This window comes from Sphingopyxis sp. NJF-3, assembly GCF_053514865.1.
Map to the genome: position 1 here is coordinate 3,760,410 of NZ_CM130726.1, position 18,874 is coordinate 3,779,283.

21 protein-coding genes are annotated in these 18,874 nt (G+C 69.0%); 10 read left to right on the plus strand and 11 right to left on the minus strand.

The genetic code is table 11. The features are described 5' to 3' along the window. Window positions 1–6 precede the first annotated feature (6 nt). The 4 genes from ACOTSS_RS18190 to ACOTSS_RS18205 all read left to right on the plus strand — a co-directional run bounded on the left by ACOTSS_RS18190 (window position 7) and on the right by ACOTSS_RS18205 (window position 2,807). Complete coding sequence (locus ACOTSS_RS18190) at window positions 7–465, plus strand: acyl-CoA thioesterase (protein WP_448689365.1); 459 nt, start codon at window positions 7–9, stop codon at window positions 463–465. Between the two features lie 248 nt (window positions 466–713). Beyond that, window positions 714–1,187 carry a hypothetical protein gene (locus ACOTSS_RS18195; RefSeq protein WP_448689366.1) on the plus strand — a complete coding sequence of 158 codons (474 nt, stop codon included), beginning with the start codon at window positions 714–716 and terminating at the stop codon, window positions 1,185–1,187. Between the two features lie 36 nt (window positions 1,188–1,223). Then, window positions 1,224–2,171 carry a bifunctional diaminohydroxyphosphoribosylaminopyrimidine deaminase/5-amino-6-(5-phosphoribosylamino)uracil reductase RibD gene (ribD, locus tag ACOTSS_RS18200; protein WP_448691373.1) on the plus strand — a complete coding sequence of 316 codons (948 nt, stop codon included), beginning with the start codon at window positions 1,224–1,226 and terminating at the stop codon, window positions 2,169–2,171. A 6-nt stretch (window positions 2,172–2,177) separates the two neighbouring features. Then, entirely contained in the window at window positions 2,178–2,807 is a 630-nt protein-coding gene (locus ACOTSS_RS18205; protein ID WP_448689367.1) for a riboflavin synthase, read from the plus strand. Window positions 2,808–3,021: 214 nt separating this feature from the next. Here ACOTSS_RS18205 and ACOTSS_RS18210 read toward each other — a convergent pair whose 3' ends face one another. From ACOTSS_RS18210 to ACOTSS_RS18235, 6 genes are read right to left on the minus strand one after another with little or no spacing between them, the layout of a single operon-like run. Then, the gene (locus tag ACOTSS_RS18210) at window positions 3,022–3,492 is read right to left on the minus strand and encodes an MmcB family DNA repair protein (protein WP_448689368.1); all 471 of its coding nucleotides are present in this window, start codon (window positions 3,490–3,492) and stop codon (window positions 3,022–3,024) included. Window positions 3,493–3,503: 11 nt separating this feature from the next. Then, window positions 3,504–4,043: a single-stranded DNA-binding protein gene (gene ssb / locus ACOTSS_RS18215; RefSeq protein ID WP_448689369.1), complete on the minus strand. Its 540-nt coding sequence runs from the start codon at window positions 4,041–4,043 to the stop codon at window positions 3,504–3,506. A gap of 31 nt (window positions 4,044–4,074) precedes the next feature. Further along, window positions 4,075–5,946 carry a ferrous iron transporter B gene (feoB, locus tag ACOTSS_RS18220; protein WP_448689370.1) on the minus strand — a complete coding sequence of 624 codons (1,872 nt, stop codon included), beginning with the start codon at window positions 5,944–5,946 and terminating at the stop codon, window positions 4,075–4,077. Then, window positions 5,943–6,197, minus strand: coding sequence for a FeoA family protein (locus ACOTSS_RS18225; RefSeq protein WP_095387869.1), 255 nt, complete (start codon window positions 6,195–6,197; stop codon window positions 5,943–5,945). The genes feoB and ACOTSS_RS18225 overlap by 4 nt, the downstream gene beginning before the upstream one ends. Window positions 6,198–6,238: 41 nt before the next feature. Beyond that, window positions 6,239–6,904 (minus strand): COQ9 family protein, encoded by a 666-nt coding sequence (locus tag ACOTSS_RS18230; RefSeq protein ID WP_448689371.1) that lies wholly within the window; start codon window positions 6,902–6,904, stop codon window positions 6,239–6,241. A 5-nt stretch (window positions 6,905–6,909) separates the two neighbouring features. Then, complete coding sequence (locus tag ACOTSS_RS18235) at window positions 6,910–7,818, minus strand: DMT family transporter (RefSeq protein WP_448689372.1); 909 nt, start codon at window positions 7,816–7,818, stop codon at window positions 6,910–6,912. 113 nt (window positions 7,819–7,931) lie between these two features. Here ACOTSS_RS18235 and ACOTSS_RS18240 point away from each other — a divergent pair, with 113 nt between their 5' ends. After that, window positions 7,932–9,017 (plus strand): alkene reductase, encoded by a 1,086-nt coding sequence (locus ACOTSS_RS18240; protein WP_448689373.1) that lies wholly within the window; start codon window positions 7,932–7,934, stop codon window positions 9,015–9,017. Between the two features lie 312 nt (window positions 9,018–9,329). Here ACOTSS_RS18240 and ACOTSS_RS18245 read toward each other — a convergent pair whose 3' ends face one another. Genes ACOTSS_RS18245 through ACOTSS_RS18260 form a run of 4 tightly spaced genes read right to left on the minus strand, consistent with a single transcriptional unit; the run spans window position 9,330 to window position 12,328 of the window. Then, the gene (locus tag ACOTSS_RS18245; RefSeq protein ID WP_448689374.1) at window positions 9,330–9,956 is read right to left on the minus strand and encodes a hypothetical protein; all 627 of its coding nucleotides are present in this window, start codon (window positions 9,954–9,956) and stop codon (window positions 9,330–9,332) included. Next, window positions 9,949–10,374 carry a 6,7-dimethyl-8-ribityllumazine synthase gene (ribH, locus tag ACOTSS_RS18250; RefSeq protein WP_448689375.1) on the minus strand — a complete coding sequence of 142 codons (426 nt, stop codon included), beginning with the start codon at window positions 10,372–10,374 and terminating at the stop codon, window positions 9,949–9,951. The genes ACOTSS_RS18245 and ribH overlap by 8 nt, the downstream gene beginning before the upstream one ends. Further along, on the minus strand, window positions 10,374–11,648 hold the full coding sequence (gene ribB / locus ACOTSS_RS18255) for a 3,4-dihydroxy-2-butanone-4-phosphate synthase (RefSeq protein ID WP_448689376.1): 1,275 nt from the start codon (window positions 11,646–11,648) through the stop codon (window positions 10,374–10,376). Before ribB ends, ribH begins: the two co-directional genes overlap by 1 nt. A gap of 56 nt (window positions 11,649–11,704) precedes the next feature. After that, on the minus strand, window positions 11,705–12,328 hold the full coding sequence (locus ACOTSS_RS18260; RefSeq protein WP_448689377.1) for an ankyrin repeat domain-containing protein: 624 nt from the start codon (window positions 12,326–12,328) through the stop codon (window positions 11,705–11,707). Between the two features lie 96 nt (window positions 12,329–12,424). Between ACOTSS_RS18260 and ACOTSS_RS18265 the strand changes: the two genes are divergently transcribed. From ACOTSS_RS18265 to ACOTSS_RS18275, 3 genes are read left to right on the plus strand one after another with little or no spacing between them, the layout of a single operon-like run. Continuing rightward, the gene (locus ACOTSS_RS18265; RefSeq protein WP_448689378.1) at window positions 12,425–13,051 is read left to right on the plus strand and encodes an SCO family protein; all 627 of its coding nucleotides are present in this window, start codon (window positions 12,425–12,427) and stop codon (window positions 13,049–13,051) included. Then, a complete protein-coding gene (locus tag ACOTSS_RS18270) occupies window positions 13,039–13,488 on the plus strand; it encodes a YcgN family cysteine cluster protein (protein ID WP_448689379.1) in 450 nt (149 codons plus the stop codon). Before ACOTSS_RS18265 ends, ACOTSS_RS18270 begins: the two co-directional genes overlap by 13 nt. After that, entirely contained in the window at window positions 13,478–14,206 is a 729-nt protein-coding gene (locus ACOTSS_RS18275) for a M48 family metallopeptidase (RefSeq protein WP_448689380.1), read from the plus strand. Before ACOTSS_RS18270 ends, ACOTSS_RS18275 begins: the two co-directional genes overlap by 11 nt. 65 nt (window positions 14,207–14,271) lie before the next feature. On the opposite strand, the gene uxaC is transcribed toward ACOTSS_RS18275, so the two are convergent. After that, entirely contained in the window at window positions 14,272–15,738 is a 1,467-nt protein-coding gene (gene uxaC / locus ACOTSS_RS18280) for a glucuronate isomerase (RefSeq protein ID WP_448689381.1), read from the minus strand. A gap of 200 nt (window positions 15,739–15,938) precedes the next feature. Here uxaC and ACOTSS_RS18285 point away from each other — a divergent pair, with 200 nt between their 5' ends. After that, on the plus strand, window positions 15,939–17,423 hold the full coding sequence (locus ACOTSS_RS18285) for a UxaA family hydrolase (protein ID WP_448689382.1): 1,485 nt from the start codon (window positions 15,939–15,941) through the stop codon (window positions 17,421–17,423). After that, window positions 17,420–18,859 carry a mannitol dehydrogenase family protein gene (locus ACOTSS_RS18290; protein ID WP_448689383.1) on the plus strand — a complete coding sequence of 480 codons (1,440 nt, stop codon included), beginning with the start codon at window positions 17,420–17,422 and terminating at the stop codon, window positions 18,857–18,859. Before ACOTSS_RS18285 ends, ACOTSS_RS18290 begins: the two co-directional genes overlap by 4 nt. Window positions 18,860–18,874: the final 15 nt, after the last annotated feature.

Consider the following 18,874-nt stretch of genomic DNA (forward strand, 5'->3'; position numbering starts at 1 on the left):
GAGCCGATGAGCCATCGCAGCGAGGTGCCGCTGGCCGATTTCCGCGTGCAGGAGCGCGTACGCGTACGCTACAACGAGATCGACGGCCAGAATATCGTCTTCAACGGCCATTATCTGGTCTACGCCGACATCGGGGTCACCGAATATTTCCGTGCGCTCGGCGAAGGGCAGCCGGGCCCCTATTTTCACCAATATGGTACAGACATTCGCGAAACGCATTGCGAGATCGATTATCACGCGCCCGCGCGGCTCGACGAGCTGATCACGATCGCGGCGCGAATCAGCCGCTTCGAACGGACGAGCTTCACGCTTCATTGCGGGATTTTCCGGGATTCGGAGCGGCTTACCGATATCGAAATCAGCTATGCGCATATCGACAGTGATAGCGGACAGCCGACCGTGCTGCCGGGCAGCTTCATCGCCGAAGTGCGGCGATTCGAAACGCGAACCCCAGCGCAGGACTGATTCGGCCAACCGAATCGGCCCTCTCTACCAAAAAGGTCGAAAAAAAGGGCCGCCCGAAGGCGGCCCGTAGAAGTTTTGGGAGAGGATGCCTAAAAGGCAAGTGTGATATTGCACTGCACAATGAATTTCGCAACTGCGAAAAGATTATCCGTGATTGCATTTTTTGCAATCACGGGCGCAGCGGAATCCCACGGGGCGCAATCTTGAGGCCCCTCGCAAAACGGCGCGACATCGCCTAAATTGGCGGCATGGGAATGTTCAACAATTGGGATGTCACCGGAGGCGTCTCCGACTTCTGGGGCTATATCCGCGAACCGCGCCCGCATCGCTGGACGAGCTGGGGGGTCGCGATCGCCTTTGCGATCCTGCTGTTCTGGGGCTTCGGAAAATATCTGATCCCCTATGAAAAGCCCCAGCCGCAGATCATCTATTTCGAGAACTGGTCGGCGAATCGCAGCGAGGCCGATGTCCGGGCCGACTGGATCGCGCGCGCGAAGGAAACGACGCGCGAGAATGCCAAGCGCCGCGCCGAATTTCAGAAGCTCGCCGACATGATGGGGGTCGATTATGATTCGACCGAGGCCGACAAGGTGACACGCGAGACGCTCGGCAAGGAGGCCGATGCGCTCGCCAGGGACAAGACGCCCGCGCCGCCCAGGCGGTCGACGCTCGCCGAGCGCGCGGCTCGCGGTCCGCAGTCCGCCCCGGCGCCGCAAAAATAAGCCCCGATGCCACGCCTGCCCGCCGACGCCGACTGGATGGCTTCCGCCGTCGCGCTCGCCGGGCGCGGGCGCGGGCGGACGGCGCCCAATCCGAATGTCGGCTGCCTCCTGGTTCGCGGCGGCCGCATCGTCGGGCGCGGCTGGACCCAGCCGGGCGGGCGGCCGCATGCCGAGGCGATGGCGCTCGCGGCCGCGGGGGACGCCGCGCGCGGCGCGACCGCCTATGTCACGCTCGAACCCTGCGCGCATGACAGTCCGCGCGGGCCGTGCTGTACCGATTCGCTGATCGGGGCCGGTGTCGCGCGAGTCGTCGCCGCGCTGCAGGACCCCGATCCGCGCACCGACGGGCGCGGCGTCGCGCGGCTACGCGAAGCGGGCATCGCGGTCGAGACCGGATTGCTTGCTGACGCGGCGCGCGATGCGATGGCACCCTGGTGGACGCGGCGGACGCAGGGGCGACCCTTCGTCACCCTCAAGCTCGCGACCTCGCTCGACGGCTGCATCGCGCTTGCCGACGGGTCTAGCCGCTGGATCACCGGCGCCTGCGCCCGCGCGCACGGGCATCTCGAACGCGCGCGGCACGAAGCGATCCTTGTCGGACGCGGCACGCTGGAGGTCGATGCGCCCCGCCTCGACGCGCGGCTGCCGGGCCTCGAAGACCGCGGTCCGCGGCGCTTCGTCCTGACGCGCGGCGACGCGCCCGAAGGCTGGACCGCGGCGGCGGCGCCCGAATCGGTCGAGGGCGTGGATTCGCTGCTCGTCGAGGGCGGCGCGGGGGCGGCGGCGGCCTTTCTCGCCGCCGACCGCGTCGACCGGCTGCTCCTCTATCGCGCGCCGATCCTGATCGGCGGCGGCGGCCGCGCCGCGATCGGCGATATCGGCCTTGCGGATCTTTCCGACGCTCACGGCCGCTGGCGGCTCGCCGACAGCCGCCTGCTTGGCAGCGACCGGCTCGACGTCTACGAGCGGACCCGAAGGGAATAAGCATCCATGTTTACCGGCATCATTACCGATATCGGCACCATCCGCACGCGCGAGGATCGGGGGGACGTCCGGCTCGTCATCGACACTGCCTATGACGTCGCCGGCATCGATCTCGGCGCCTCGGTCGCCTGTTCGGGTGCCTGCCTCACCGTCGTCGACAAGGGTGTGGACGACGGCAGCAACGGCCCCGCGGGCTGGTTCGCGGTCGATGCGAGCGCTGAGACGCTGGCGCGGACCGCGCCGGGCATGTGGGATGCCGGACGCCGCCTCAATCTCGAACGCGCGCTGCGCGTCGGCGACGAGCTCGGCGGGCATATCGTCACCGGCCATGTCGACGCGGTGGGTCATATCGTGGCGGTCGAACCGGTGGGCGACAGCGTCAAGGTCACCGTCGCGGCGCCCGCCGCGCTGGCGCCGCATATCGCGCCCAAGGGCTCGATCACGCTCGACGGCGTGTCGCTGACGGTCAACGAGGTCACCGATCGGGCGGACAGGACCGCGCATTTCACGCTCAACATCATTCCGCATACGCAGGCGATGACGACGCTCGACGAAGCGGCGGCCGGGCGGCCGGTGAATCTGGAGATCGACGTCCTCGCGCGCTATCTGGCGCGGATGCAGCAGGCGCGGGGTTAAGCGGATTATCTCACGCAAAGGCGCAAAGGCGCGAAGAGGGCGGCTGAGACAGCTTCGCGTTTCCGTGTTTCGGTAGCGAATTGGCCGGACTGGTCCGACCCTTTAAGGCATGCGACCTTCGCGCTCACGGGCTTCGCCATTGGCGGTCGCCACCCTCTTCGTGTCTTTGTGTGAGATTCTTTTTCTTGGCGCCTTTGCGTGAGCCAATCCCGACTCACCCCTCGCTCCATCCCGCGGCCAGTTCGGGGTCCGCCGCCAGCATCGATCGCCGCATCGCGAGGCGGCCGATGCGCAGAAGCTCGGCCTTACGGCGCGCGGGGGCGAGGTTGCAGCTCGCCGCCTCGCGCACCACTGCGGCGCCATAGCGGTCGGCGACGATCAGGCCAGAGGTTTCGGGACGATAATCGGAGGTTTCGAGGATCGCGGGGTCGAGCCCCGCGGCAAGCGCCCAATAGAAGCGGTCGCACCAGTCGCAATAGTCGGGCCATTTGCCGTCGCCGTGCAGGTCGGCGCGGCTGACCTTGATCTCGACGATGGTGATGTTGCCCCTGGCGTCGATCGCGGTGAGGTCGGTGCGCCGCCCATTGGGCAGCGGCACCTCGGGGATCGCGACGAGCCCCGCCTGCGCGAACAGCCGGCAGACGCCGCGCGCGACGTCGGCGGCGGTCAGCAGGTCACTTGCCATGAATCAGAACCTCAGAACGGAACGTCGTCGTCCAGATCGTCGTCGAAGGGCGGACGGCTGCCACCGCCCGAGCCGCCGCCGCCCTGGTTCCAGCCGCCGCCCGGGCTTCCGCCCGAACCGCCGCCCTGATCCCAGCCGCCGCCCGAACCGCCGCCTTGGTTCCAGCTGTCGCCGCTGCCGCGCGATCCGCCGCCGCCCGGCGCGCCGTCGAGCATGGTCAGATTGCCGCCCATGCCCGCGATCACAACCTCGGTCGTGTAGCGGTCGTTGCCGTCGCGGTCCTGCCACTTGCGGGTGCGAAGCGAGCCTTCGATGTAGACCTTGCTGCCTTTTTTCAGATAGCGTTCGACGACCCCGACCAGCCCTTCGCCGTTGATCACGACATTATGCCATTCGGTGCGCTCCTTGCGCTCGCCGGTCATCCGGTCCTTCCAGTTTTCGGAGGTCGCGATGCGGATGTTGGCGATCTTGCCGCCGTTCTGGAACGACTTAATTTCGGGATCGGCGCCCAGATTGCCGATGAGAATAACCTTGTTGACGCTGCCAGCCATCGCCGCTCCGCTCCGCTCGAGTGTTGGAGGATCAGCCGAGTCCGAAGGCGACGGCCGTCCAGTAAGTGATACCAGCAGCGGCATAGGCGAGCAGGAACAAATAGCCAACCATGAACATTGGCCATTTCCATCCATTGGTCTCGCGCCGGGTGATCGCGATCGTCGAGATGCACTGCGGCGCGAAGACGAACCAGGCGAGGAAGGCGAGCGCGGTGGCGATGCTCCAGCGGCCCTGGAGGCGCTCGCTCAGCGACTGGGCGACCGCATCCTCGTCGTCGCCGGCGTCGATCGCATTCGCGGTGGCGAGCGCCGACACTGCGACCTCGCGCGCCGCCATCGCCGGGATCAGCGCGAGCGCGATGTCGTGGTTGAAGCCGATCGGCCGCACGACGGTCTCCAGTCCGCTGGCGATGCGGCCGGCGACGCTGTAGTCGACCTGGCGCAGCTCGCTGTCCGCGGGCGCCTTCGGAAAGCTCAGCAGCAGCCAGAGCACCACCGTCGTCATCGCGATGATCGTGCCGGCGCGGCGCAGGAAGATCCACGCGCGCTGCCACAGGCTGATCGCGATGTCGCGCAGCCGCGGCCATTGATAGCGCGGCATCTCCATCATGAAGCCCGCGGCATTGCCCTTGGTCACCGAGCGGCGCAGCACGAAGGCGACGACCAGCGCGCCGACGATGCCCGCGACATAGAGACCGAAGAGGACGAGCCCCTGCAGGCCGACCGGCGATCCGCCGACCGCGCGCGCGGGAATGAAGGCGCCGATGATCAGCGTATAGACGGGCAATCGCGCCGAACAGGTCATCAGCGGCGCGATCAGGATGGTCGTCAACCGGTCCTTGGCATCGGGGATCGCACGCGTCGCCATGATGCCCGGCACCGCGCAGGCGAAGCTCGACAAGAGCGGAATGAAGCCGCGCCCCGACAGCCCGACCTTCGCCATCAGCCCGTCCATCAGAAAGGCGGCGCGGGTCATGTAGCCCGACGCCTCGAGCAGCAGGATGAAGAGGAAGAGGATCAATATCTGCGGCAGGAAGACGACGACCGCGCCGACGCCCGCGAGCAGCCCCTCGACGATCAGGCCGCGCAGGAAGCCGTCGGGCAGCGCGCTCGCCGCCGCCTCCTGCAGCGCGGCGATGCCGCCCTCGATCCAGCCGATCGGCGCCTCCGACCAGGCATAGACCGCCTGGAACATCACGAACATCAGCGCGAGCAGGATCAGGAAGCCGGCGACGGGGTGGAGCACCACCGCATCGACGCGCTGGGTCCAGCGGCGCACCGGCGTTTCGGAAATCGTCCCCGCGCGCGCGATCGCGCGGGCGCGCTGATGCAGCGCGACGTCGGTCGGCGGCGACGCCGGAATCGCGTCGGCCTGCGTCTGGTGCGACAGGATCGCGCCGTCGACCGCGGCGAGCAGATCGGCGAGCCCACGCTTGCGCACCGCGACGGTCGGGACCACGGGCACGCCCAGCTCCATCGCCAGCCGCTCGGGATCGAGCGCCAGCCCGTCGCGTTCCGCCAGATCGAGCATGTTGAGCGCGACCACGGTCGGCAGGCCGAGCGCGATCAGTTCGAGCGCGAAACAGAGATGATTGTCGAGATTGGCGGCATCGACGACGACGACGAGCGCGTCGGGGCGCCGCTCGCCAGCCTGCCGTCCGAGCACCACGTCGCGCGTCACCGCCTCGTCGGGGCTCGCGGGGGTCAGGCTGTAGCTGCCGGGAAGGTCGATCAGCGCCAGCGGCCGGCCATCGGCGAAGCTCGCATGCCCCGCCTTGCGCTCGACGGTGACCCCCGGATAGTTGGCGATCTTCTGCCGCGCGCCGGTCAGCGCGTTGAACAGGCTCGATTTGCCGGCGTTGGGGTTGCCGGCGAGTGCGATGGTGGGGATGGCGCCGGTCATGCTGCTGCCGCGGGCTCCACCTCGATCGCGGCGGCCTGACGGCCGCGGATGATCACCTGCATGCGCCCGATGCCGAGCGCGAGCGGCTCACGCGAGAAGAGGCTGCCGCGATGGAGCGGCTTGACCTCGACCCCCTCCATCAGCCCGAATTCGCGCAGCCGTCGCCCCTCGTCGTGCGAGAGGATATCCCAATCGATACGGGCGATGCGCACGGCGGTGCCGAGCGGGGCGGAATCGAGCTTCGCGGTCATTTGCGAGCGATTATCAATAACAGCTGACGAGCGCCAGCCCTTTATCGCCCCGGATAGCGGAGCCGGCCGACGAAGCGCGCGAGGCTCGGGCGTTCGATGCTCCGCGCCGCGCGGCGATGCTTCCAGCCCTCGAAGCGCATCACCGCGTCGATCCGGCGCGCGAGGAAGGCGCGGGTGTCGGCGAAATTCTCGCTCTCGTCATCGAGGAACACCGCCATCGTCGAGGCGTAGACGGCGCCGAGGATCGCGCGCTTGCTGTAATGATTATAGTCGGTCGCGGTATCGCCCGCGAGCCGCCACATGGCGTCGGCGGCGCGCCAGCCAAGCCTGGCGGCATGCGGCGCATGGGTCGGCAGCGCTAGCAGCGCCAGCGCGCGGCGGAGCGATTCGCGGCGGTTCGCGAGCCGGTCGAGCCGCGTCTCGACGAGCGTCGTGATCCGCTCGCGAATCTTGAGCGTCGACAGGCGCTCGGCGGGCCATTTCGCCGCCATGTCGGCATCGATGTCGGCGAACCAGGCGTCGACCATGTCGCGCCCGCCGCTGGGAAAGGCGAGGCGCGCGACGTCGGGATCGACCCCGACGCGCCGCGCCGCATCGGCGAGCGCGGCGTCGCCGAAGCCGTCGAAGGCGGCATTTTCGGCGATCAGCGGCGCGAGCGCGGCGCGAATCTCGTCGAGCGTCGGGTCGGCGGGCAGGATCGAGGCCATGCGAATCAGATAGGCGCCGCGCGGCGGTTCGGCAACCGGATCAGCACCAGCGCCGCGCCGACCATCAGCCCGCCGATCACGTCGATCGCGCCGAGCCGCTCGCCGAACATCAGCCAGCCCGCGAGCGCCGCGATCGCGGGCTGGACGAGCAGGGTGAGCCCGATGACGAGCGGCGAGAAGCGCGGCAGCGCCCAGATCAGCAGCCCCTGGCCGACGACCTGGCTCGACAGCGCGAGGGCGATCAGCGGGGTCCAGTTCTGCGGCACGACGGCCTCGCCGAGCGCGAGCGCCGAGCCGAGCAGGATCGGCAGCGTCGCCGCCGAGGCGAGCCCGAGCGTCGTCCACGCCGCCAGCTCGCCGCGCACCCGCTGCATCAGGATGACGTAGAAGGTATAGAAAACCCCCGCGAGCAGGCTCAAGAGATCGCCGGCGAGATAGGCGGGGGCGAGTTCGTAGCTCTGCCCCATGAGCAGCGCCGAGCCCGCGAAGGCGAGCAGTATCGCGAAGGCCTGCCACCCGCGCGGCAGGGTGCGGGCGAGGAAGATGCCCCACATGACGAGCAGCAGGCTGGCGCAATTGCCGAACAGGGTCGCGTTGGCGACCTTGGTCCGCAAGATGCCGAGGTGCCACGCGGCGAGGTCGAGCGCGAAGAAGATGCCGGCCGCCATCGCGATGCCGATCGCGGCGCGCGGCGGCATCCGCCCGCCGGTCTCGCGCCACGCGAGCAGCGCCAGGAAGGGGAGGGCGATCGCCATCCGCCAGAAGCCCGAGGCGATCGGGCCGGTGTCGGCGAGCCGCACGAGAAGCGCGCCCACCGACAGCACGATATTGCCGCCGAGCAGCGCGGCGAAGGCCCAGCGGCCGCGATTCGTCGCCGTTTCCATGCCGCCCGTGCCGTCGTTCTTCGCTGTCATATAGATTTTCTTTTGCTACCCACTGTTGTCTTGGGCGCCGCGCGTCCATAGCTCGGGTGGCCCATAGCGGCGGTCCGCCAAGGCGTCGCGGGAAATGTTATGCGGAGGACTTCATGACCATATCGCTTCTCGATCCGATCACGCTGGGCGCCATCGAAGCGCCGAACCGCATCATCATGGCGCCGCTCACGCGCGGGCGCGCCGGGCCGGGCTTCGTGCCCAACGAGCTGGCGCGCGACTATTACCGCCAGCGCGCCTCGGCGGGGCTGATCATTTCCGAAGCGACGGGCATCTCGCAGGAAGGGCTCGGCTGGCCCTCGGCACCCGGCCTGTGGACCGACGCGCAGGTCGAAGGCTGGAAGCCGGTGACCGACGCCGTGCACGAGGCGGGCGGGCGCATCGTCGCGCAGCTCTGGCACATGGGCCGCGTCGTCCATTCGGTGTTCAACGACGGCAGGCCGCCGGTTTCCGCCTCGGCGACCCGCGCGCCCGGGAAGGCGCACACCCCCGTCGGCCGGCTCGAATATGAAGTGGCGCGGCCGCTGGAACGCGGCGAGATCCCGCGTGTGATCGCCGATTATGTGAAAGCTGCCGAAAATGCGAGGCGAGCGGGTTTCGACGGGGTGCAGCTCCACGGCGCCAACGGCTATCTGATCGACCAGTTCCTGCGCGACGGTAGCAATCTGCGCGATGACGATTATGGCGGCCCGGTCGAAAATCGCATCCGGCTGCTGCGTGAAGTGACCGAGGCGCTGATCGGCGTCTGGGGCAAGGAGCGCGTCGGGGTTCGTCTGTCGCCCAACGGCGACACCCAGGGCGTCGACGACAGCGCGCCCGAAGCGCTGTTTCCTTCCGCCGCCGCGGCGCTGGGCGCGCTCGGCATCGCCTTCCTCGAACTGCGCGAGCCCGGTCCCGAGGGCACGTTCGGCCGCACCGACGTGCCGAAGCAGTCGCCTGCGATTCGAGCCGCGTTCAAAGGGTCTCTGATCCTCAACAGCGACTATGGCGTGGCGCAGGCGGAGGCCGACCTCGCGAGCGGCGTCGCCGACGCGATCAGCTTCGGCCGTCCCTATATCGGCAATCCCGACCTCGTCGAGCGTATCCGCGCAGGGGCCGAATGGTCGGCGGACAATCCGCAAACCTGGTATACGCCGGGCCCCGAAGGTTACACCGACTATCCGGCGCTGGTCGCCGCCTGATGATCCGCGTCGCCCCTGCGCGTGCGGGGGCGACGACACAGGGTTAGAGCCTGATGACATGGCTTTGCCCCATCGTGATCGCCCTGTGAAGGACGCCGGCGAGGAGCGGGGCGCAGCGCGGGCTGGTGGCCCGTGCAAGACCCGCGACGATGTCCGGCGTCCTTCACAGGGCGACCCCTGCGGGGCGGGCCGCTTTTGGCTCATTGCCGCGTTGCTCGTCGGTCACGATGCCTCGGCATCGCTCCCTCCTCGCGCCTCGCACTGAGCCAAAATCGGCTCCGTCACGATGGGTCAAAGCCATGTCATCAGGCTCTAATCGCGCGCCGCGATTGCCTTGTCGATGATCCGGGCTCCGGCCGGACCCACTATCTGCCCGCCGAAGCGAACGAGCAGGAAGCCGCCGACGAACAGCAACGGCAGCGCGACGAAGGCGCTGATGATCGCCGCGATCACCAGCCCGAAGAAAAGCGCCAGAAAGCCGCCGGTCAGTTCGGCCTGGCCGCTGGGACCGAGCGTGATCGTCCGCGGCCCCTTGGCGTCCCACCATTTGCCGGTGGTGAAGGTCTTGCGGCTCCCCGCCGGCGGCTGAGGCTGCGGCCGCCGGGCGATATGCGCCGGCGCGGCGGCAGGTTTCCGTGGTTGATCTTTCCACGGCTGCTTGCGGTTCATCGCCGTGACGGCAGCTGCCATGGCGGGGTTCGCGGGTCGCACCGGCGCTTCGATCACCAGCTCGACGACCTCGGGGGCCAGGTCCGCGGCCGCTTCCTCGGGCGAGCGCCGCGTCGCAGGAGAGGCGGGCTGGTTTCCCACGCGCCGGTCATGCTCGGCCATGCGCTCGGCAGCGCTTGGCGGGGTTCGGCCGGTCTCTCGATCGATGACCACCAGCCGCCCGCCGCGTTCGACGACGGAATAGCGGCCGGGGGGCGGTCGATCAGCCAATGCCGAATTGTTCCTTCAGGGCCAGCATCGCGAGCGCGGCCTTCGCCGCCTCGCCGCCCTTGTCCTTGCGCGTCTTGTCTGCGCGCGCAAGCGCTTGCTCCTCATTCTCGACCGTGAGGATGCCGTTGCCGATCGCCAGCCCGTCGAGGGTCAGCGCCATGATCCCGCGCGCGCTCTCGTTCGAGACGACCTCGAAATGATAGGTCTCGCCGCGGATCACCACGCCGAGCGCGACATAGGCGTCGTAGCGTCCGCTGTCGGCACCGAGCGCGATGGCGGCGGGAACCTCGAGCGCGCCGGGAACCGTCACCGTCTCGTGGCTATGCCCTTCGGCTTCGAGCGCGCTGCGCACGCCGTCGATCAGCATGTCGTTGAGATGGCTGTAGAAGCGCGCCTCGACGATCAGGACATGCGCCATTATGCGGCCTCCCCCGGGATCGAGCGTTCGCCGACGACCGACAGGCCATAGCCTTCGAGGCCGACGAGATTGTTGTGCGACGGCGTGAGGAGCTCCATCGCGTGCACGCCGAGGTCGGCGAGGATCTGCGCGCCGATGCCATAGGTGCGAAGGTCCATGCCCTCGGCGGGCGGCGCCTCCTCGGTCTCGGCCGAACCCGGAAGCGGGCGCATCAGCAGCACGATCACGCCCGATCCGGCGGTGCCGATCGCCTCCATCGAGCGCTGCAGGCGGCGCTTTCTCGGTCCCGGCCGGCCCATGATGTCGTCGAACAGCGACACCTTGTGCATGCGAACCAGCGTCACGCCGTCGGGGTCGACCTGCCCCTTCTGCAGCACCAGATTGACGCTGCCGTCGGTCTTGTTGCGATAGGATTTCAAACGCCAGTCGCCGCCATAGTCCGATTCGAACGGTTCGTCGGACACGCATTCGACGAGCCGGTCGGTGCGGCTGCGATAGGCGATCAGGTCGGCGATCGTGCCGATCTTGAGCCCATGGCGCCGCGCGAAGGGGATGAGGTCGTCGAGCCGCGCCATCGAGCCGTCGTCGTTCATCACCTCGCAGATCACGCCCGAGGGATTGAGGCCCGCGAGGCGGCTGATGTCGACCGCGGCCTCGGTATGGCCGGCGCGGACGAGCACGCCGCCGTCGCGCGCGATCAGCGGAAACACGTGGCCGGGCGTGACGATGTCGTCGCGGCCCTTCGCGGCGTCGATCGCGACCGAGACGGTGCGCGCGCGGTCGGCGGCCGAGATGCCGGTGTCGATGCCCTCGCGCGCCTCGATCGAGGTGGTGAAGGCGGTGCCGTGGCGCGAGCGGTTGTTGCGCGTCATCAGCTCGAGCCCGAGCTGCTCGACGCGCTCGCGCGTCAGCGTCAGGCAGATGAGCCCGCGGCCGTGGGTCGCCATGAAGTTGATCGCGTCGGGGGTCGCCATCTGCGCCGGGATGATCAGGTCGCCCTCATTCTCGCGGTCCTCGTCGTCGACGAGGATGAACATGCGGCCGTTGCGCGCCTCGGCAATGATTTCCTCAGGCGTCGCCATCGGGGACAGGTCGCTGCCGTGCGCGAGCCAGTTCTCGAGTTTGCGCAGCGTGTCGGCGGTGGGGTTCCAGCCCTCCGAATCGAGGTCGCGGAGGCTGTTGGCGTGGAGGCCCGCGGCGCGTGCGAGACCCGAACGGGACATGGTCCCGTCGTCGACGATGCCGCGGATGCGGTCGATGAGCTGCGTAGACATGCAGCCACAATTTCACATCATAATGTGACTGTCAATCTATGAATCACATTACAGGGTCAATTGGGTCCGAACACCGCCCCCGAATCGCGCGGCGCCGCGTCGGCCTTGGCGTCGAGCAGGTCGAGCATCTGCCCGCTGCGGTCGTCGCGTTTCGCATAGTCGCGCGCCGACATGCCCGCGATGTGATCGGCCTTGTCGGGGCTGGCGCCGCGCCGCACGAGCAGGCGGACCATCGACGCATTACGCGCCTGCACCGCCAGGATCAGCGCGGTCTCGCCGCGCCGGTTGGTCTGGTCGATCGGCGCCTTGCGGTCGAGCAGCTCGGTCGCGCCGTCGGGAAAGCCCATCAGCGCCGCGTGCATCAGTGGGGTCATGCCCTGGCGATCGGCGATCGAGGGGTCGGCGCCCTTGCCGAGCAGGAATTTCAGCCAGGTGAGGTCGCGGCGCTTGACGACGATCGCCAGCGCGGTTTCGCCATTGTCGGGGCTGCGCGTGTTGACGATCCGCGCGTCGTTATCGCTCAACAGCTTGGTCACCTTGTCGCCGTCACGGCTGTCGACCGCCTGCAGAAAGCTGTAGGTATCGCTGAACTGCGCCGCCGCCGGCGACACGGCGAGCGGGCCGGCGACGCCGGCGAGCAGGAGGAGCGAAGCGAAACGCAGCTTTGCGCGACGAGACATGGGCGACCTCGGGTCAATGGGCGTCGCAGGACGACGCAAAGGTTGATTTTCGGCGCCTACCCCCGCAAGGCTGGACCGATGATGAATATCGCAATTATGGGCCAAAAGCTGCTTCGCGCAAGCCTGCTCCTCGCTTTCGGCGCCGCGCTTGCGGGTTGCAACGGCGCCTCGCCCGCTCCCGAGGCGCGCCCGCCGCTCGAAGGCGCGCGTATCGGCGGACCCTTCACCCTGACCGACCAGAACGGCCGCACCGTCCGCGACAGCGATTTTGCGGGCCAATACCGCCTCCTCTATTTCGGCTACAGCTTCTGCCCCGACATCTGTCCGGTCGACCTGCAAAAGCTGATGCGCGGGCTCCTCCAGTTCGAAAAGGCGGCGCCGAAGCTCGGCGCGAAGGTGCAGCCGCTGTTCGTCACCATCGACCCGGCGCGCGACACGCCGGAGGCGCTGGGGGCCTTCGTCAGCCGCTATCATCCGCGCCTGCTCGGCCTGACCGGCACGCCCGAACAGATCGCCCAGGTCGCGAAGGAATATGTCGTCGTCTACAACAAGGTCGAGGGGTCTGCGCCCGACCGCTATCTGATGGCGCACACCCAGATCGCCTTTCTGATGGGCCCCGACGGCAAGCCGCTGGCGATGCTCCCGGTCGACGATCCGACGACCGACGCCGACGAGGGCGCCCCCGACAAGGTCGCCGCCGAGCTGGCGAAATGGGTGAAGTAGGGGCCGCCGGGCGCCCCTTTTGGGAAGCGCCGCTCGCCAGCCTCGACGCCGGCCAGTGGGAGGCGCTGTGCGACGGCTGCGGCAAGTGCTGCCTGCACAAGCTGGAGGATGAGGATACGGGCCGCATCTATCCGACCAACGTCGCGTGCCGCCTGCTCGATCTTTCGACCGCGCGCTGCGGCGATTACAGGCATCGCCGCCGCCACGTCCCCGACTGCCTGACGCTGACCAAGGGCAAGGTCGCGGACATCGAATGGCTGCCGCAAAGCTGCGCCTATCGGCTGCGCGCCGAGGGGCGGCCGCTGCCCGAATGGCATTATCTGGTCTGCGGCGACCGGGGCGCGGTGCACCGCGCGGGCGAATCGATCGTCGGCTGGACGGTGAGCGAGGACGTCGCGGGACCGCTCGAAAATCATCTGGTGGAACGTGTCGTCTGACGCGCGCTTCACGGCCGATGGCCCGCACATCCGGATCGGCGACGAAGCGTGGCCGGTGCGCCTCGTTCCCCATGCGCGCGCGCGCCGCTACCGTCTCGTCTTCGACGCCGCGCGCGCCGAGCTGCGGCTGACGCTGCCGCGCCGCGCGAGCAGCGCCAAGGCGCTCCAGTGGGCAGGCGAACAACAGGACTGGATCGCGGCGCAGGTCGGCAAGGCGGTGGCGCCGGTGATCGTCGGACCCGGCGCGCGCGTGCCGCTGTTCGGGGTCGAGCGGCGCATCGACTGGGACCCGGCGCGCCCGCGCGCGCTATGCGCGACCGACGACGCGTTGGCCCTCGGCGGCCCGGTCGAGACCGTCGGCCGCCGCGTCGAGCGCTGGCTGAAAGCCGAGGCGCTCGCGCTGATGGAGCGCGAAAGCCGTGAGATCGCGGCGGCGGCCGGGCTGCGCGTCGGGCGCGTTGGCATCGGCGATCCGCGCAGCCGCTGGGGCAGCTGCACCCACGGCGGCGACCTGCGCTACAGCTGGCGGCTGATCATGGCGCCGGATCATGTCCGCCGCGCGACCGTCGCGCACGAGGTCGCGCATCTGCGCCATATGGACCACGGCCCGGCCTTCCACACGCTGGTCGATGCGCTCCACGACGGCGACGTCGCCGCGGCGCGGGCGTGGCTGCGGCGCGAGGGCCGTGGGCTGCACCGCTATCGTTTCGCGAGCTAGGCGCCCCCGCAGATTCTCTCTTATCTATCCGCGCGCGATGAGGCCCGGCCGGGGCAAGGGCGCCGTCATGCCGGAACCGCGATTCCGGGCTCGACCGCGCGCGGCGCGAAGGCCGGGTCGTCGAGCTTATAGGCCTTGCGGACGAGACCGTGGGCAAGCTGGTGCGCCACGTCGGCGGCTTCCCAGTCGGCGAGGCGATGCTCGGCGACGAGGCGCGCGAGGAAGGCGCAGTCGACCCGCCGCGCGACGTCGTGACGGGCGGGGATCGAGAGGAAGGCGCGCGTGTCGTCGTTGAAGCCGACCGTGTTGTAGAAGCCGGCGGTTTCGGTCGTCATCTCGCGGAAGCGGCGCATGCCTTCGGGGCTGTCGTGGAACCACCAGGCGGGGCCGAGCTTGAGGCAGGGATAGTGGCCGGCGAGCGGCGCGAGCTCGCGCGCATAGGTCGATTCGTCGAGCGTGAAGAGGATGATCGACAGCCGCGTCTCGGTCCCGAAGCGGTCGAGCAGGGGTTTGAGCGCATGGACATAGTCGGTGCGCATCGGAATGTCGCAGCCTTTGTCGCGGCCGTGGCTTTCGAACAGCTTGTGATTGTGGTTGCGGCACGCGCCGGGGTGAATCTGCATCACCATGCCGTCCTCGACGCTCATCGCGGCGAGTTCGGTCAGCATCTGGGCGCGGAACAGCTCGGCATCGGCCGGGGTCCAGCGGCTGCCGACGATCTTGCCGAACAGCGCCTCGGCCTCCGCGGGCGACAGGTTTGCGGTCGCGGCGCTCGGGTGGCCATGGTCGGTCGCGGTCGCGCCGGCGGCGCGGAAATCGGCGCGGCGCTTGCGGTGCGCGGCGAGATAGCCCGACCAGCTTTCGACATCCTCGCCGGTCAACTCGCCGAAGCGGCGCATTGCGGCGGCAAAGTCGTGATGCTCGGGATCGACGACCGCGTCGGGGCGATAGGTGGTGACGACGCGGCCTGCCCAGCCCGAAGCGCGGATCGCGGCATGATTATCGAGGTCCTCGTGCGCGCCTTCGGTCGTCGCGAGCAGTTCGATGTTGAAGCGGTCGAACAGCGCGCGCGGGCGAAAGGCGGGGCTCGCGAGGCTTTCGTTGATCCGGTCGTAATAATGATCGGCGGTCGCGGCATCGAGCGCGACGTCGAAACCGAAGACATCGGCGAAGACATGATCGAGCCACATCCGCGACGGTGTGCCGCGGAACAGGTGGAAATTGGCGGCGAACAGTCGCCACGCCCCGCGCGGGTCGGTCGCGGGCGGACCATTGCGGTCGGGCACGCCCAGTGCGTCGAGCGCGATGCCCTGGCTATAGAGCATGCGATAGAGATAATGGTCGGGCGCGAGCAGCAGTTCGGTCGCGTTCGACCAGTTGGCGTCGGTCGCGAACCAGGCGGGGTCGGTATGGCCATGCGGGCTGACGATCGGCAGCGCCTTCACCTCGGCATAGAGCGCGCGCGCGATGTCGCGCGTCTTGCCTTCGGCCGGAAACAGGCGGTCGGGGCTGATGTTCAGCGGCTTTGCCATCGTCGTCCTTTTCCCACTATAGCGCATGGCGAAGGCAGCGGCGACAGGGGCCGCTCGTCCTCGCATATTTCGATCCGCTCCGAAGCGTGCTTGCAGGCGCGGATCATATGGTGATATATAACATTGACGTTTTGATATATATGACACCGTTTTCTATTGAAGACAAGTCAGCCGGAAAAGGCAAGGATGCTCAGCCGCCCATGACTGCGAACGCCGCTATTTTCATAGATCCCCGCGATTCGGTCGCAACCGCGCTACGTGACCTGGGCGCCGGCGAGCGGCTCGACGTCGCGGGCGGAGTCACGCTGACCGAACCGGTCGCGCGCGGGCACAAGATCGCGGTCGTCGACATCGCCGCCGGTGCGCCGGTGATCAAGTTCGGCTTTCCGATCGGCACGGCAAAGACGGCGATCGCGCGCGGGGCGCATGTTCACAGCCATAATATGGCGACGGCGCTGACCGCCGACGGCGCCCATGCCTATCGCCCCGCCGCCGACCCCGCCACGCCGCTTGCCGATCCGCCCACTTTCATGGGCTATCTGCGCGCCGACGGGCGGGCGGCGACACGCAACGAGATCTGGGTGCTGCCGACTGTCGGCTGCGTCGCGCGCACCGCGTCGAAGATCGCCCAAGCGGCAGACCGGCGGCATCGCGGCCGGGTCGACGGGGTGCACGCCTTCACCCATCCTTTCGGTTGCTCGCAGCTCGGCGACGATCTCGACGGCACGCGCGCGATCCTCGCGGCGCTTGCCGCACATCCCAATGCCGGCGGGGTGCTGCTCGTCGGGCTCGGCTGCGAATCGAACCAGATCGACCGGCTGATCGAGGCGATCCCGCCCGAGGCGCGGGACCGCGTGCGCAGCCTGCGCGCGCAGAGCGCGGGCGACGAGATCGAGGAAGGCCTGACGCTGGTCGACGAGCTCGTCGACGTCGCGGCGACCGCGACGCGCGAGCCGCTGCCGCTCGGCAAGCTCGTCATAGGGGTCAAGTGCGGCGGGTCGGACGGCCTCAGCGGCCTGACCGCCAACCCGCTCGTCGGGCGGATCAGCGACGCGGTGACCGGGGCCGGCGGCCAGGCGATCCTGACCGAGATCCCGGAGATTTTCGGTGCCGAGCATCTGCTGATGGCGCGCGCCGCCGATCGCGATACCTTCGATGCGATCGGGCGGCTGGTCGACGGCTTCAAGACCTATTTCACCGCGCATGGCGAGCCGGTCTCCGAAAATCCGTCGCCGGGCAATATCGCGGGCGGGCTGACGACGCTTGAGGAAAAGTCGCTCGGCGCGGTGCAGAAGGCAGGGCGCGCGGTGGTCACCGACGTGCTCGATTATGGCGCGCGTGTATCGAAGCCGGGGCTGACCCTGCTCGAGGCGCCGGGGAACGACGCCGTTTCCTCGACCGCGCTGTCGGCGGCGGGGGCGACGGTGATTCTGTTCACGACCGGGCGCGGGACTCCGCTCGGCTTTCCGGTGCCGACGATCAAGGTCGCGTCGAACCACGAACTCGCGGCGCGCAAGCCCGGCTGGATCGACTTCGACGGCGGGCAGGTGCTGGGCGGCGGGATGGACGCGGGCGCCGCGGCGCTGCTCGGGCTGGTCGCCGAGGTCGCATCGGGGCGCGAGACCGCCGCCGAGCGCAACGGCGAACGCGAGATCGCGATCTGGAAGCGCGGGGTGACGCTGTGACCCGCCTGTCGCGCGCCGCGCTTGCGGCGCTTCCCCTTTCGGTCGTGCGGCCAGGGCATGATCCAGCCGCGATCCGCACCGGCATCGTCCATTTCGGCCCGGGCGCGTTCCACCGCGCGCATCAGGCGAGCTATGTCGATACGCTGCTGGGCAGCGATCCGCGTTGGGGGATCGCCGCAGTGTCGCTGCGCTCGGCGGGGACCGTCGATGCGCTGGCGCAGCAGGACGGGCTCTACAGCCTGACGACGCTCGACCGCGAGACGGGCATCCGCGCGATCGCCGCGCACAGCGCCTTCGTGCGGCCGGGCGAGGATGCGCGGGTCCACCGCCTGCTCGCCGATCCCGAGGTGCGGATGCTGACCAGCACGGTGACCGAGAAGGGCTATTGCCTCGCCGCCGACGGCACGCTCGACCTGTCGCACCCCGACATCGTCCACGACCTCGCCGATCGCACCGCGCCGATCAGCATCGTCGGCTGGATCGTTGCGGGGCTCGCGGCGCGGCGCGCGGCGGGGACGGCGCCCTTTGCGGTGCTGTGCTGCGACAATATGAACGGCAACGGCGCCAAGCTGGGCGCCGCCGCCGCACTCTTCGCGCGCCAGTTCGACGCGGCGCTCGCCGACTGGATCGCGGGCGAGGTCGCGTTTCCCAGCACGATGGTCGATTCGATCACCCCCGCGACCGACGCTGCGCATCTGGCGCGCGCGCGCGGCCTGCTTGGCGTCGAAGACGCGGCGGCGGTGCAGCGCGAAGGCTTCACCCAATGGGTGATCGAGCATTTCGACCTGCCTGGCGGCCCCGATCTCGCCGGCGCTGGCGCGCAGATGACGGGTGACGTCGCGGCCTATGAAAAGGCGAAGCTGCGCATCCTCAACGGTGCGCACAGCAGCCTTGCCTATATCGGCCTCGCGCTCGGGCACGACAGCGTCGCCGACGCGATGGGCGATCCGCGCCTCGCCGCCTTTGCCGAGCGGCTGGTGCGCGACGACATCATCCCCTCGCTCGCCCCCGCCGCGGGGCTCGACCTGTCCGCTTATGCCGGCGCGGTGCTCGACCGCTTCCGCAACCCGGCGATCCGCCACCTGCTCAGCCAGATCGCGTGGGACGGCAGCCAGAAGCTGCCCTACCGCTTGCTCGACACGACCGAGGAGGCGCGCGCCGCCGGGCGACCTGTCGCGCGGCTCGCGGTGCCGGTCGCTGCGTGGATGGCTTTCGTCCGCCGCATGGCGCGGCGCGGCGAGCCGATCGTCGATCCGCTCGCGCCGCGCCTCGCCGACATCGGGCGGGCGGCGGGCGATGCGGCGTCGCTGGCGGACGCCCTGCTCGCGCTCGACCTGTTTCCGCGCACGCTCGTCGACGATGAGGCGTGGCGCGGCGCCGTGCTTGCCGCGCTCCAGCGGATCGAAGGGCCGGACCCCTATGGGACGCTTGCCTGACGCGATCCGCACGAT